Origin of the sequence: Alteromonas naphthalenivorans (genome assembly GCF_000213655.1) — a bacterium.
GTDB classification, from domain to species: domain Bacteria; phylum Pseudomonadota; class Gammaproteobacteria; order Enterobacterales; family Alteromonadaceae; genus Alteromonas; species Alteromonas naphthalenivorans.
Window position 1 is genome coordinate 187,624 of sequence record NC_015554.1, and the last position, 15,072, is coordinate 202,695.

Genomic DNA, 15,072 nt, shown 5'->3' on the forward strand with positions numbered 1-15,072 from the left:
GAGTAGGTGCTAATAGCGTTTATACCTAGAGCTGAATTAATTTAAGCTTCTCCCCATAGGCACTCATGCGATAGACTAGTGAAGACTAACAAACTGGTACTATTGTGACTCGTCAGGAACAAAAGCTTAAAACCCGCCAAAATATCATTCATGCGGCATTCCTATTACTGGATGAAAATCGCAGTTTGTCTGCTATTAGTTTACGTGAAGTTGCTCGAGAAGCAGGCATTGCGCCAACGTCCTTCTACCGACACTTTAAAGACATGGATGAATTAGGGCTCACGCTGGTGGATGAAGCTGGGTTAGCTCTTCGCCAGTTAATGCGCCAGGCTCGCCGTAGAATTGCTTCAGGTGGCGGCGTAATTCACACGTCAGTTGAAACTTTTATGGAGTTCATTTCTGCAAACAAGAATGTATTTAGATTATTGTTGCGGGAACATACAGGCACATCAGCGGCATACCGAATGGCGGTTTTTCGCGAAATTCAACATTTTATTGAAGAGCTAACCGATTACATCATCGAGCAACAAAGCGTAGAGTACAATATTGCGCAGCTCCAAGCGGATGCTATGGTTAGATTGGTTTTTAGTGCAGGGGCAGAAGCACTAGAAGCTGATACTAAGTTGAAGATGGAAATTGGCGAAAGGGTTAAAGCCCAATTACGTTTCGTGCAATTGGGCGCAATGTCGAAGCTTTCATCAGAGACATCTTCCGACGCATCTTAAGCTTTAAAGCCTAAGTGTGCTGCCGATTTATTGACAATATGCGACATTCACAATATACAGAGCATTACTTTTTGGTGAGTAACACACCTGCTTCTATATGGTGGGTGAATGGGAATTGATCGAACAGCGCCGCATTTGCTACTTCGTGAGTTTCACAAAGCAGGCTTAAGTTTTCAGCTAAGGTTTCAGGGTTACAAGAAATATAGATAATATTATCGTACCCTTGAATCATCTTTAGTGAATCTACGTCTAACCCTGCTCGAGGTGGGTCGACCAATACAGTAGTAAAATTGTATTCAGTTAAGTTGATACCTTCTAAACGAGAGAAGGTTCTTTCCCCATTCATTGCTTCAGTAAACTCTTCTGCAGAAAGCCTAACAATTTTCACGTTATCTAAGTGGTTTGCCGCAATATTGTATTGCGCCGCTTGTACCGAAGGCTTTGCTATTTCGGTTCCTATCACGTTGTCAAAATGAACTGCCAATGGCATTGAGAAGTTCCCTGCACCACAATACATTTCGAGTAAATCGCCAGTTAGGGGAGCAGAGCATTCAAGTGACCACTCAATCATGCTGCAATTCACTTCTGCATTAGGTTGAGTAAAGCTGTTTTCGATATGTTTGAATTCGAATTCACGGCCATTAATAGGTAGACGTTCTATAATAAAATCGTTACCCACAATGCGTTTTTGCTTTCTAGCCCGCCCAATAATACTCACCGCGGTAAATTGCGTAGCTAAAAAGGTGCGAAGCAGTTCAGCTTGCACTTCCCATTCATCATCAAGTGGCTTGTGATAAAGAAGGCTAATAACCAGTTCGCCGGATAGCCCAGTTAAATAATCAATTTGGAAAAGCTTTTTGCGCAGCAGTTCATTTGGCTTTAAATATTCTATTAACTGCTGCATTGCACTGTTGATGGTTTCACTTGCTGGTGGAAATGTATCTACGCGGTATTTCTCTTTAGACCCCTGATCGAACATGATGTGATAAAGATCGTCACCGTCATGCCATACACGAAACTCAGCTCGCATACGGTAGTTTTCAGGTTTTGAAGGATACACCGACAGACTCGGTGCGTTAAACGGCGTAAGGAGAGTACCTAACCGATCCACTTTCTCATCGAGTTGAGCTTGATAGTCTTTTGCAGTGGTGGTTGTCATGTGGTTCTCCGAACATCATTTAAATAAGGCTGCGAATTGTAGTGCCTTATATTATATGTGCAACGGATAAAACTCACAGAAGCAAAAATTTCGTATTAAAATTAAACAATACGTGATTGGTGCCGATAACTTGATTGAGGATAGTGAGGATCAAATTATGAACGTGAGTCAAATTAAGGCTTTCATGGGCGACCAGAAAGTGGATGAAAAGGCATCGGTTCACCCGAATGAAGCTATAAAGAAGCAGCTTCAACAGGAAGGCTTACAACAAGCAGCCGAGTTTACCAAGCAGCATTCAGCGACAGTCACCGTGAATAGCACGCAAACCAGTATTGGCTTAAAGGTCTTCAGTGGTAGCTTAAGTCAAAATGTGGTTGTTGATGGCAAGCGCCCGAATGAAAGCAAACAGTCAGATGACGGCGAAGAAAATAAAAGCTTATTCGATTTCGAGAAAGTCGCACGTAATGTACTTGGGTTCGTGACCGGAGTCATTCAAGGTGCGGCTGATGGAGGTGCGGATGATGATACCTTGAAAGGGTTGTTTGGTCAGGCCCGTGAAGGGGTAAGTCGTGGATTCGCTATGGCTGAAAAGGATCTCGCTGGCTTTATGAATGATGAGATTGAAGAAGGTGTTACGCGTAGTCGCGAAATGATAGACGGCGGCATCAATGATCTGGAACAGAATATCTTCAATCCTAATCCAGTGAGTGTGAGCGAGCTTAACGCGGTATCTGCATCTGATGCTAAATCAGGAAGCTTGCTCATTCGAACCAAAGATGGGGATGAAGTAAACCTTAGCTTTGAAAGTATCAGACAGTTTAGTGCTGCTAGTCAGGCTTCGCTATATATACCCGCGAATGACGATGCTGAAGCGTCTAGTTCGAATACAGATTCAGTTGTGGCGCAGCAGTCATCTCAATATGAATACTTTGAGCGAAGTGGCATCAGCTTTTCGTTAAAGGGTGAAATAGACGAAGATGAAATGACAGCTATTGCAAACCTTGTGGGTGAAGCACAAGACTTAGCCGATACCTTTTATAGCGGGGATATGGATAAGGCGTTCGAACAAGCGTTGAATTTAGGTTTCGATGACAAAGAGTTAGTTGGGTATGCGTTGCAGTTAAACCGCACTACACAAACCGAAATGGTCAAGGCTTATGAGAACGTAAAGCACTACAGTGAAGAAGGTGAGGCTGAAAACCAATACGGTAATGTAGTAAGCCCAATAGCACAGTATCTAGAAAAGATGATGTCTACGTTCGAAAATGCCGAGAATACCTTAGGCGCTGGAGATGACTACAATACATTGCTTGCAGGTATTATTAGTGAAATGAAAGATGTACAAATACCTGATTTAGTTTCAGCTATAAATCGTTTCCATACGTTTAACCAAAACTTATTAAACGCGATGCCACAGCAAGCGGCTTCAGAATAGAGTAAAAAAAACCTGGGTCATGCCCAGGTTTTTTAATTTATACTTGTTCTACTTTGTCTTTAGCTGGTCTAACTTTTAATGTTCGCTCTTGGAACACTGAGTCGTTAGTCTTCGCTATTACTGGGTCAAGGTCGCTAGTTATCACTTCAATAAAGCCATAACCTTTTCGCTTGCCAGTTTTTCTATCCTTCATGAGTCGGACAGACTGTACTTCGACAAAACTACCAAAATACTCTTTAACCGCAGATTCGTTTGCACGATACGGTAGATTACCCACATAGAGTGTTTCAGTGGTTGTGCTGCTGGTGGAGGGCGCAGCTGTTTCAGAGGGGGAATTGTTAAGGAGTGAAGCTAGCCACGGGGTTAATATACCGCTTATTAATAAAGACGCTGAAACCGTTAACGGAACGTGCGCTTCTATACTAGCTGATGAAAACAACAGATATCCTGCGATTGCAAAGATAGCACTAATAACAGTGCATTGAATAAAGCCTACTTTCATATACCTACCTTTCTAGTGTTTATTATCATAATAATGAAGGCTGGTTATAGTTTACTCATTTGTAACAATTAGAACAATAAAATGTGAAAGAACTATCCTAAAGTCCAATGGAATACACCTAAATGATGTAAAAATAAGCGTTTGAGGGTGAAAGTGTTATTAAATGCAAATAAGTGCCAAATAACGGTTGATCTTTTACGCCACCTATCTATAATGCGCTCCACGTTTTGAGGGGGCTTCAGGCATTCACAAGACACAGTGCGCAACCTTGAATTAAGACTGATTAAAAAGTTAAAAATCTAGGTTGACATCGTAACTTAACGATGTAGAATGCGCGCCTCGCTTCAAGGAGTTGGTAACAACACTGGAAAAGCAGTTTTCATTAACTCTTTGGAGTTAACAGCGCTTCGAAAAGAAATTTACGAAAAACGTTGACACTGAAAACGAAACGCGTAGAATGCGCATCCGCTTCGAAGAGAAGCAAAGCAAGAAAGACGCTAGCAACTATATGTAGCCTGAGTCCTCCTTGCGCAGAAGTCCCGACCGAAAGCGTCGCGATTCTGCACCACGTTCTTTAACAATTTATAACAAGACAATCTGTGTGGGCACTCATTAAGAGTGTCACACAACGACGATTCATATTCGATATATTTAATTGAAGAGTTTGATCATGGCTCAGATTGAACGCTGGCGGCAGGCCTAACACATGCAAGTCGAACGGAAACATGTCTAGCTTGCTAGATGATGTCGAGTGGCGGACGGGTGAGTAATGCTTGGGAACTTGCCTTTGCGAGGGGGATAACAGTTGGAAACGACTGCTAATACCGCATAATGTCTTCGGACCAAACGGGGCTTAGGCTCCGGCGCAAAGAGAGGCCCAAGTGAGATTAGCTAGTTGGTGAGGTAAAGGCTCACCAAGGCAACGATCTCTAGCTGTTCTGAGAGGAAGATCAGCCACACTGGGACTGAGACACGGCCCAGACTCCTACGGGAGGCAGCAGTGGGGAATATTGCACAATGGGGGAAACCCTGATGCAGCCATGCCGCGTGTGTGAAGAAGGCCTTCGGGTTGTAAAGCACTTTCAGTTGTGAGGAAAAGTTAGTAGTTAATACCTGCTAGCCGTGACGTTAACAACAGAAGAAGCACCGGCTAACTCCGTGCCAGCAGCCGCGGTAATACGGAGGGTGCGAGCGTTAATCGGAATTACTGGGCGTAAAGCGCACGCAGGCGGTTTGTTAAGCTAGATGTGAAAGCCCCGGGCTCAACCTGGGACGGTCATTTAGAACTGGCAGACTAGAGTCTTGGAGAGGGGAGTGGAATTCCAGGTGTAGCGGTGAAATGCGTAGATATCTGGAGGAACATCAGTGGCGAAGGCGACTCCCTGGCCAAAGACTGACGCTCATGTGCGAAAGTGTGGGTAGCGAACAGGATTAGATACCCTGGTAGTCCACACCGTAAACGCTGTCTACTAGCTGTTTGTGGCTTTAAGCCGTGAGTAGCGAAGCTAACGCGATAAGTAGACCGCCTGGGGAGTACGGCCGCAAGGTTAAAACTCAAATGAATTGACGGGGGCCCGCACAAGCGGTGGAGCATGTGGTTTAATTCGATGCAACGCGAAGAACCTTACCTACACTTGACATGTTGAGAAGTTACTAGAGATAGTTTCGTGCCTTCGGGAACTCAAACACAGGTGCTGCATGGCTGTCGTCAGCTCGTGTCGTGAGATGTTGGGTTAAGTCCCGCAACGAGCGCAACCCTTGTCCTTAGTTGCCAGCATTTAGTTGGGCACTCTAAGGAGACTGCCGGTGACAAACCGGAGGAAGGTGGGGACGACGTCAAGTCATCATGGCCCTTACGTGTAGGGCTACACACGTGCTACAATGGCATATACAGAGGGATGCGAGACAGTGATGTGGAGCGGACCCCTTAAAGTATGTCGTAGTCCGGATTGGAGTCTGCAACTCGACTCCATGAAGTCGGAATCGCTAGTAATCGCAGGTCAGAATACTGCGGTGAATACGTTCCCGGGCCTTGTACACACCGCCCGTCACACCATGGGAGTGGGATGCAAAAGAAGTAGTTAGTTTAACCTTCGGGAGAACGATTACCACTTTGTGTTTCATGACTGGGGTGAAGTCGTAACAAGGTAACCCTAGGGGAACCTGGGGTTGGATCACCTCCTTACCAAAATGTCGATGGTGACATTGTTAGTGTAGTGCCTACACAGATTGTTTTGTTATTAAATGAAGAACGACACGAAGTTTTTTGTAGTTATACAGAAAATGGGGCTATAGCTCAGCTGGGAGAGCGCCTGCCTTGCACGCAGGAGGTCAGCAGTTCGATCCTGCTTAGCTCCACCATCTGCACGTTAGTCCAAACAGAGCTAAATCAAAGCAATTAATTGCAATGATTTTTGTTCTAGGCAAGCTGAATGAGGAGTGCGTGAGGGAGCATACTTTAGTATGTGACTGAACAAGCGACGAACAAGAGGCGCAGCATAGGGCAAAAAGCAGAAGCAAGTAATAGGCTTGTAGCTCAGCTGGTTAGAGCGCACCCCTGATAAGGGTGAGGTCGGCAGTTCAAGTCTGCCCAAGCCTACCATTTCTACTTGGTTTTGTTATTTCCAATCGTTGCGATACTCATGTGCTAGCGCACACTGCGTTTCTCGCGTTGAAACTACCCGCACCAAGCGAACTGGCCACAAACTCGATATGCCGTAGATAGTGTCATCGGATCGAAATCCTAATGAATATTTACTCAAATGAGTAGGCATTGATTAGGGTTTTTTACTCTAAGGAAGAAATTAATGCTTTTAGCATGAAATCTCCTACGTTCTTTAACAATTTGGAAAGCTGATATTTAATTAGTAAATCAATCAAAATTTGAGTAATTGAGAAGTCGAAAGACGTACTTACTACTCTACTTGACTTGAATTGCTTGTTATCGAAAAAGCGTTGAAAAGCGTGCCAATCGGCAAGTCCGATTAGCAAGAAGATAGCAAGGCAATTTCACGATTAGCTTGTCATGCATACAACTGAGTTAGATCTCATCCAGTCCTGATTTCAAAAGGCGGGAGAGCGCTTCGCTCAATCATTGTTTTAATATTCTTATTTATAAGATTATTAGTGCAATGGTCGAGGTAACAGTTTCTAGTCGACTAAATCGACGAGTAAGCGAAGACACATACTTTTAGTATGTAACTGAGCGAACGAGGAAAATTTAGGAAGAATAGGAAGTGTTAACGAAGGCCATTTGGGGTTGTATGGTTAAGTGACTAAGCGTATACGGTGGATGCCTTGGCAGTTAGAGGCGATGAAGGACGTGTAAGTCTGCGAAAAGCTGTGGTGAGCCGACAAAATGCATTTGAGCCACAGATGTCCGAATGGGGAAACCCACCTATTTATAGGTATCGTTACATGAATATATAGTGTAACGAGGCGAACGAGGGGAACTGAAACATCTAAGTACCCTTAGGAAAAGAAATCAACCGAGATTCCCCTAGTAGCGGCGAGCGAACGGGGATTAGCCCTTAAGCAATTATGAACGTAGTGGAAGCCTCTGGGAAGTGGCGCGATACAAGGTGATAGCCCTGTACACGAAGTGTTTGTTTTTGTGAAATCGAGTAGGTCGGGACACGTGTTATCTTGACTGAATATGGGGGGACCATCCTCCAAGGCTAAATACTCCTAACTGACCGATAGTGAACCAGTACCGTGAGGGAAAGGCGAAAAGAACCCCTGTGAGGGGAGTGAAATAGAACCTGAAACCGTATACGTACAAGCAGTGGGAGCCCCATCACTAAGTGCCTTTAGTGATGTGACTCACAAAGTACAACCGTTTGATAAGCGTTAGCGTTGACCTGCGAAGCAGCCAACGGTAAACCGCCAAAAATCAAGCAGGGTGCTTAGTGATGGGGTGACTGCGTACCTTTTGTATAATGGGTCAGCGACTTATATTTAGTAGCAAGGTTAAGCGAATAGCGGAGCCGTAGCGAAAGCGAGTGTTAACTGCGCGTTTAGTTGCTAGGTATAGACCCGAAACCCGGTGATCTAGCCATGGGCAGGTTGAAGGTTGAGTAACATCAACTGGAGGACCGAACCCACTAACGTTGAAAAGTTAGGGGATGACTTGTGGCTGGGGGTGAAAGGCCAATCAAACCGGGAGATAGCTGGTTCTCCCCGAAATCTATTTAGGTAGAGCCTCGGACGAATTCCATTGGGGGTAGAGCACTGTTAAGGCTAGGGGGTCATCCCGACTTACCAACCCTTTGCAAACTCCGAATACCAATGAGAACTATCCGGGAGACACACGGCGGGTGCTAACGTCCGTCGTGAAGAGGGAAACAACCCAGACCGCCAGCTAAGGTCCCAAAATATTGCTAAGTGGGAAACGATGTGGGAAGGCATAGACAGCTAGGAGGTTGGCTTAGAAGCAGCCACCCTTTAAAGAAAGCGTAATAGCTCACTAGTCGAGTCGGCCTGCGCGGAAGATGTAACGGGGCTAAGCAATATACCGAAGCTGCGGATACGTGTTTACACGTATGGTAGGGGAGCGTTGTGTAAGTGGATGAAGGTGGATTGAGAAGTCTGCTGGACATATCACAAGTGCGAATGCTGACATGAGTAACGATAATGGGAGTGAAAAACTCCCACGCCGGAAGACCAAGGTTTCCTGTCCCATGCTAATCAGGGCAGGGTAAGTCGGCCCCTAAGGCGAGGCAGAAATGCGTAGTCGATGGGAAACGGATTAATATTTCCGTACTTATATAATCAGTGATGGAGGGACGGAGAAGGCTAAGCAAGCTTGGCGTTGGTTGTCCAAGTGAAAGCAAGTAGGCCGAGAATTTAGGTAAATCCGGATTCTTAAAGCTGAGATGCGAGACGAGCCACTACGGTGGTGAAGTTGTTGATGCCCTGCTTCCAGGAAAAGCTTCTAAACTTATGATTATATGAACCGTACCCCAAACCGACACAGGTGGTCAGGTAGAGAATACTAAGGCGCTTGAGAGAACTCGGGTGAAGGAACTCGGCAAAATTGTACCGTAACTTCGGGAGAAGGTACGCCCTTGTTTGTGATAGGACTTGCTCCTTGAGCAGATGAGGGCCGCAGTGACCAGGTGGCTGGGACTGTTTATTAAAAACACAGCACTCTGCTAACTCGCAAGAGGACGTATAGGGTGTGACACCTGCCCGGTGCCGGAAGGTTAATTGATGGGGTTATCTTCGGAGAAGCTCTTGATCGAAGCCCCGGTAAACGGCGGCCGTAACTATAACGGTCCTAAGGTAGCGAAATTCCTTGTCGGGTAAGTTCCGACCTGCACGAATGGTGTAACCATGGCCACGCTGTCTCCACCCGAGACTCAGTGAAATTGAAATCGCAGTGAAGATGCTGTGTACCCGCACCTAGACGGAAAGACCCCGTGAACCTTTACTACAGCTTGGCACTGAACATTGAACCTACATGTGTAGGATAGGTGGGAGGCTTCGAAGCACAGTCGCTAGATTGTGTGGAGCCGTCCTTGAAATACCACCCTTGTATGTTTGATGTTCTAACATTGGTCCCTTATCGGGATTATGGACAGTGTCTGGTGGGTAGTTTGACTGGGGCGGTCTCCTCCCAAATAGTAACGGAGGAGCACGAAGGTTAGCTAATCACGGTCGGACATCGTGAGGTTAGTGCAATGGCATAAGCTAGCTTAACTGCGAGACAGACACGTCGAGCAGGTACGAAAGTAGGTCATAGTGATCCGGTGGTTCTGTATGGAAGGGCCATCGCTCAACGGATAAAAGGTACTCCGGGGATAACAGGCTGATACCGCCCAAGAGTTCATATCGACGGCGGTGTTTGGCACCTCGATGTCGGCTCATCACATCCTGGGGCTGAAGTCGGTCCCAAGGGTATGGCTGTTCGCCATTTAAAGTGGTACGCGAGCTGGGTTTAGAACGTCGTGAGACAGTTCGGTCCCTATCTGGTGTGGGCGTTGGATGATTGATGGGAGCTGCTCCTAGTACGAGAGGACCGGAGTGGACGAACCGCTGGTGTTCGGGTTGTCATGCCAATGGCATTGCCCGGTAGCTACGTTCGGAACGGATAACCGCTGAAAGCATCTAAGCGGGAAGCCGGCCCAAAGATGAGTCATCCCTGACTTTTAAAGTCCGGAAGGGTTGTTATAGACGATGACGTTGATAGGCAGGATGTGGAAGCGTTGTAAGGCGTTAAGCTAACCTGTACTAATTGCCCGAGAGGCTTAACCATACAACGCCCAAGAGGCTTTTTATGGCGCTACGCTTAGTCGTAGAAAATGGCTTAAACGTCGAGAAACTCGACTGACCATTTTCTTACTCGCTAAAGAAGTGCTATATGAAGAACTTCGGTGTTGTTTACAAGCTAATTAAAGCAACGAGAGTAGTAGTACTCAGTGCTCAAAGATTGATTACGTGAATATCAGAATTCCTAAATTGTTAATTATTAAAGTAATATGGACTAAATAAGTCGGTATTACGCAAACTAACGTTTGCAAAAGTTTTTGCTTGGCAGCCATAGCGATACGGTACCACCTGATCCCATTCCGAACTCAGAAGTGAAACGTATTAGCGGCGATGGTAGTGTGGGGTTTCCCCATGTGAGAGTAGCACACTGCCAAGCTCCCATTCGAAGAAAGGGCTATCCTAACGGATAGCCCTTTTTTTATGCCTGCAGGAAAGTGAACAGGCAGTAAAAAACCCCGCGAAGACGGGGTTTTTGTTATCTCATACACTAATGTACAAAATAGCTAATTAACCTATTGAGTAACAGCTACTGCGTTAAATGCTGACGAAATTCCATCTTGGTTAGTAACTGGTTGTCGTCTTTATCCATTTCACTAAAATCGCCATCAATGCCAGCCTTTTCAACTTCCTTCATTGAGAGCTTACCGTCATCATTACGATCTGCTTTATTGAATTTCGCAGTAACTTCAGACTTCATTTCACTGGACATCTCTTTTCCCATCATCTCTTCGCCTTTCATCATGGTTGAGCCGCTACTGGAGATCATAGGCTCATTCATAGATTGAGATGTCGATGACGTCATTCTACGAGTTAGCACTGCATCGGTAGTGCCATTTGATTTAACCCGCATCACGATATCTTCAGAAAACATGCTAGGGTTATTTTTTACATATTTATCAAACTCTGACTGGGACACTTTTTCATTACCGTCTGCGTCCATCTTCTTAAAAAATTTACTAGAGTTTGCTTCTTTTAATTCTGTTTTGGTGATGTGTCCATTTCCATCATGATCCAATGTAGAAAAATCAGCGCTAACCTTAGATTTGTGACCACCTTGGATATCTCCAGCGATTGCGGTCGTTGACATTACTGCGCCTATAACAAGTGATAGTGTAAGCTTTTTCATCACATTCTCCTTTTGTAGTGATAACACTTTGCTCGGTTAGAGCAAGGAATAAAATACTCACTTAATCACATTCATTGTTTATGCCACTGAAATAAGCTACTGATTTTTAGTTATTAATTGAATAAACCTAAATGTTAGATGTTTTTCTACCTTGTTAACTTGCAACAGGGGTTTGAAAAATATTCAGGCAAATTACATCTGAGGTGACATTCATGATATGAATGCTCCAACATCATCACCTTAGTTAGAAAACAAGGATAATTGTTCGTTGGTTAATTCAGAAAAAGAAAGATTGATGAGCGGAAGTATACTGTCTGCAATGGGCATTATCTGCTTTTCGATGTAATGGTCGTAATCAAGCGGTGCCATTTGATGTTCAGTAGTTTGTGGGCCTTGTACTGTCATGACATAGCGTATGGTTGTATTGTGTTGGTAACGTAATCGTTGACCTGTCTTACTATTAATATCATCTGCAAGGCGCGCGGCTTTTACATGAGGAGGCAAAGATTTGATGTAGTCGTTTAATGGCTTTCTTAGTCGCTTAGCGTATACGAGTCTGGTGTCTTCTTTCCCTTGGCGAATATTATCAACAGTTTGTTTAATAAAATCAGATACAGGTGCTTTTTCGAAAACCCGTCGATACAACTCATACTGAAAGTATTTAGCTAATTCAGTCCAGTCTGAACGTACGTTTTCTAACCCTTTAAAAACCAGCTCTTTTTTATCACCAATTTGCTTTAAACCTGCATACCTTTTCTTGCTGCCTAACGCAGAACCTCTAATTGTGGGCATAAAAAAAGTTTCAAAGTGGGTTTCAAATTCAATATCCAAATGGCAGTCTATATCATAATCTTCACGAAGCTTGCTTTGCCACTTTTGATTGATGGTGTTTGCTAGCGACTGTCCCGTTTCATTAGGCGTGCCCAACGAAGTGTTGTTATTTACATGTACAAAGGTAGAGTCTGTATCGCCATAGATAACTGAGAACCCTGCTTCTTCTATCCACTTTGCGGTAGTTTGCATTATTTCATGCCCACGCAGAGTAATAGAGCTTGCTAGTCTTGGGTCGTAAAAAGGGCATCCGCCACTGCCTAATACGCCATAAAATGAATTCATTAAAATCTTTATTGCTTGCGAGCGGGGAGCATCGTTTTGCTTTTTAGCCTCGTCTCTTTGGCGCCATAGATTGTCAATAATATCGGGCAAAAAATGATTGTCACGACTAAACATCGCCCCTTTGAAGCCCTCAATGGCGCGTTCTGGGTATTTAAGGCCCTCAGCAAGTCCCATTGGGTCAATCTTAAACGTGCGAATAATTGACGGGTATAGGCTCTTAAAATCGAGCACAAGTACATCAGAGTACAGGCCTGGCTGTGAATTCATCACGTAGCCACCAGGGCTAGCTAACCCGCCGTGTTCGGGGCGTACACCACTTACATAACGTTGTCGGTGCAACTTTGGTAAATATACATTTAGAAATGCCGCTACCGACCCACCGGGTCTTCCCAAATCGAGCCCAGTTAAGGTGCCTCTCAAGATAAGAAACTCTATAAATCGAGTTTTTGTAGCAATCTCATTTACCAATACACAGTCTTTGTGGTTATAGCTGGCAAGCGAAGAGGGGTCTTCGTAATACAAGGCCTTTATTGCCCCAAGCTTGTCTTCACTCTGTATGAGCTTTTTATCACCCAATAACTGCTGTGCAACATTGTCTAAAGAGAAAGAATCAAATTGATAGGTCATCGTTTTTAGTGCTTCAATCCCATCTACAATACTGCGGCCAGGTATATCCACAATAGTTTGACCATCCCAGTCCCTTACGAAGGCTTCTCGTTTGTCTCGGCCTATTGTAAATTTCACGCCTTGTTTTTTGGCTCGCCTAGCAAGCACGGCCATATCGAACTGTTTGACATTCCAGCCTAAGATAACGTCAGGATCGATTTCACATATACGCGTTATAAACGCAGTGAGCAGTGCTGATTCAGTAGAAAACTGGCTAAGTGAAAATGTGTCTGGAACATCTAACGTCTTGGGATGAGTGGAAGCAGAAACTAACATCACTTCATTAACGTCGTTAGACGCTAGTGCTATACTGAATAGATTTTCATTTTCATCGCACTCAATATCTATACTAATCGAGTAAAGGCTTGGCGTGTAGATTGCGGGTCTAATTCGCGCCTCAGGTATTAATGTGGCGGTTTCGTCAGCCGCAATAAACTCCAATGAGCCGTAAATAAACCGCTCCATCAAATACCTATCAGCAAGCCGTATATCAGCTTCATACAAAGTGATATGTAAGCTTTTAGCAAGCTGCCTTAATTGATGCATGTGAGAATCAGACGTGGTTTTAAGGGTGTCTACTTCCACTTGCTCTAAGGTAAAGAAGCTGTCAGAGGAAACTTCAATCTCAATACCTTCCCGCTTGGCTTTTTCTATTATGCTTTTTGTGTTTTCAGTAGCAACAAAACATGAGGGTTTCTGCAAAGCGCTTTGAAGACACACAGGACCATCGTCGGTAGACACCCACACTTCAACGCAAGCGCCTTTATGCTTACTGCGCCCTTGTTTAGCTATAGTGTGTTTACTGAGAATGTAACCTTTTCTAATCACGGCAAGTTAATTTTCGTTGGTGAGATAATGAAGGACTCATGGTACAGGGCAATCGATTTTCTTTACTCGAAATGAGAGAGGTCAATGGTTTACCAATGCTCGCTACCTCTCACTAACTCTCGGTATAGCAGTGCTATTACTTAACGCTATAGTTGATTATCAAACAGATACGTTTGTTTTTGCCTACCTATCGTTATAGAAGTAAGTATACCAGCGAAAAGGTGAAGATGTATGCATTACCCAGCAATTGAGCAACCGTCTCCAGGTCAATGGACAGAGATAGCGAAAGGCGTACTTTGGCTTCGTATGCCACTGCCTTTCGAACTTGACCACATTAATCTTTATCTTGTTGAAGATGATGATGGCTGGGTGGTTATTGATACTGGGCTTGGTACGAATACAACTAAAGCCTTGTGGAATGAAATTTTTGCCGCATTGGATAAACCCGTTTCAGCGGTTTTAGTTACTCATTTGCATCCTGATCACGTTGGTTTAGCCGGATGGATAGCCGACCAATTCAAAGTGCCACTGTACATGTCGCAGGTTGAGTATTTTACTGCGCGCGCGTTCACTGGGGGGAAAAGCGACACCTCTGCTTGGCGGGATGAGCAATACTATCACCGTGCAGGTTTACAATCCGATGACGTGATGTCGCTCATGTCTGGGAATAAAGGTTACAGCAACGTTGTATCGCCAATTCCAATCAGTTATCGACGATTAAAGCAAAGTGATGTGCTTACGTTAAAAGGTAACTCATGGGAAGTGATGATAGGGAGGGGGCATTCACCAGAGCACGTATGTTTATATTCTAAAGAGCTTGGAATACTGCTAGCGGGCGATCATATTTTACCGCAGATCACGCCCAATATAGGGGTATATTCAACGGAGCCTGAGGGCAATACGCTACAAGATTATTTGTCTACGCTACTGCCTTTCACTGACTTACCGGAAAAAACCTTGGTGTTACCCGCACACAGACAACCTTTTATTGGGGTAAAAGACCGAGTGAATGAGCTTATTGAACATCACCATCGCCATTTAAATGCACTCGTAGAGGCTTGTAATAAGCCTCAGACCGTTGTCGAGTTGTTACCTGTTTTATTTAAACGGGAACTGAGTGGTAGAAATATCGTATTTGCCGTAGCCGAGTGTGTGTCCCATTTAAACTACCTCTTGTCTCATGGAAAGATAACACGCCATTTATCTGATGAAGGACTTTATCTGTATGGGGTGCAACAATAGATG

The 15,072-nt window shown here is 44.5% G+C and carries 7 protein-coding genes, 2 tRNA genes and 3 rRNA genes; 8 read left to right on the plus strand and 4 right to left on the minus strand.

Annotated features, from left to right (window positions below; genetic code table 11):
- Positions 1–104: 104 nt before the first annotated feature.
- On the plus strand, positions 105–725 hold the full coding sequence (gene fabR, locus AMBT_RS00815; RefSeq protein WP_013782659.1) for an HTH-type transcriptional repressor FabR: 621 nt from the start codon (positions 105–107) through the stop codon (positions 723–725).
- Between the two features lie 64 nt (positions 726–789).
- Here fabR and trmA read toward each other — a convergent pair whose 3' ends face one another.
- The gene (trmA, locus tag AMBT_RS00820; RefSeq protein ID WP_013782660.1) at positions 790–1,884 is read right to left on the minus strand and encodes a tRNA (uridine(54)-C5)-methyltransferase TrmA; all 1,095 of its coding nucleotides are present in this window, start codon (positions 1,882–1,884) and stop codon (positions 790–792) included.
- Positions 1,885–2,041: 157 nt separating this feature from the next.
- On the opposite strand from trmA, the gene AMBT_RS00825 reads away from it, so the two are divergent.
- Positions 2,042–3,319: a DUF5610 domain-containing protein gene (locus AMBT_RS00825; protein WP_013782661.1), complete on the plus strand. Its 1,278-nt coding sequence runs from the start codon at positions 2,042–2,044 to the stop codon at positions 3,317–3,319.
- A 37-nt stretch (positions 3,320–3,356) separates the two neighbouring features.
- Here AMBT_RS00825 and AMBT_RS00830 read toward each other — a convergent pair whose 3' ends face one another.
- Positions 3,357–3,821, minus strand: coding sequence for an RNA recognition motif domain-containing protein (locus tag AMBT_RS00830; RefSeq protein ID WP_013782662.1), 465 nt, complete (start codon positions 3,819–3,821; stop codon positions 3,357–3,359).
- A 652-nt stretch (positions 3,822–4,473) separates the two neighbouring features.
- Between AMBT_RS00830 and AMBT_RS00835 the strand changes: the two genes are divergently transcribed.
- From AMBT_RS00835 to rrf, 5 genes are all read left to right on the plus strand, one after another.
- Positions 4,474–6,006, plus strand: a 16S ribosomal RNA gene (locus AMBT_RS00835).
- 100 nt (positions 6,007–6,106) lie between these two features.
- Positions 6,107–6,182: transfer RNA gene (locus AMBT_RS00840), tRNA-Ala, on the plus strand.
- 164 nt (positions 6,183–6,346) lie between these two features.
- Positions 6,347–6,423 (plus strand) — tRNA-Ile (locus AMBT_RS00845).
- A 663-nt stretch (positions 6,424–7,086) separates the two neighbouring features.
- Positions 7,087–10,077: ribosomal RNA gene (locus AMBT_RS00850) — 23S ribosomal RNA — on the plus strand.
- A 274-nt stretch (positions 10,078–10,351) separates the two neighbouring features.
- Positions 10,352–10,467, plus strand: a 5S ribosomal RNA gene (rrf, locus tag AMBT_RS00855).
- Together the 16S, 23S and 5S rRNA genes with 2 tRNA genes alongside form the textbook arrangement of a ribosomal RNA operon.
- A gap of 150 nt (positions 10,468–10,617) precedes the next feature.
- Here rrf and AMBT_RS00860 read toward each other — a convergent pair.
- Together AMBT_RS00860 and AMBT_RS00865 are read right to left on the minus strand one after the other, a co-directional pair.
- Positions 10,618–11,217: an EF-hand domain-containing protein gene (locus AMBT_RS00860; protein WP_013782664.1), complete on the minus strand. Its 600-nt coding sequence runs from the start codon at positions 11,215–11,217 to the stop codon at positions 10,618–10,620.
- A 240-nt stretch (positions 11,218–11,457) separates the two neighbouring features.
- Positions 11,458–13,827, minus strand: a complete 2,370-nt coding sequence (locus AMBT_RS00865; RefSeq protein ID WP_013782665.1) for a DNA polymerase II — start codon at positions 13,825–13,827, stop codon at positions 11,458–11,460.
- 231 nt (positions 13,828–14,058) lie between these two features.
- On the opposite strand from AMBT_RS00865, the gene AMBT_RS00870 reads away from it, so the two are divergent.
- Complete coding sequence (locus AMBT_RS00870; protein ID WP_013782666.1) at positions 14,059–15,069, plus strand: MBL fold metallo-hydrolase; 1,011 nt, start codon at positions 14,059–14,061, stop codon at positions 15,067–15,069.
- Positions 15,070–15,072 lie beyond the last annotated feature (3 nt).

Bases quoted from the DNA above. Each gene is read 5' to 3' on its own strand.
- AMBT_RS00860 (WP_013782664.1), bottom strand. From the start codon at position 11,217: ATGAAAAAGCTTACACTATCACTTGTTATAGGCGCAGTAATGTCAACG.
- trmA (WP_013782660.1), bottom strand. From the start codon at position 1,884: ATGACAACCACCACTGCAAAAGACTATCAAGCTCAACTCGATGAGAAA.
- AMBT_RS00870 (WP_013782666.1), top strand. From the start codon at position 14,059: ATGCATTACCCAGCAATTGAGCAACCGTCTCCAGGTCAATGGACAGAG.
- AMBT_RS00830 (WP_013782662.1), bottom strand. From the start codon at position 3,821: ATGAAAGTAGGCTTTATTCAATGCACTGTTATTAGTGCTATCTTTGCA.
- AMBT_RS00825 (WP_013782661.1), top strand. From the start codon at position 2,042: ATGAACGTGAGTCAAATTAAGGCTTTCATGGGCGACCAGAAAGTGGAT.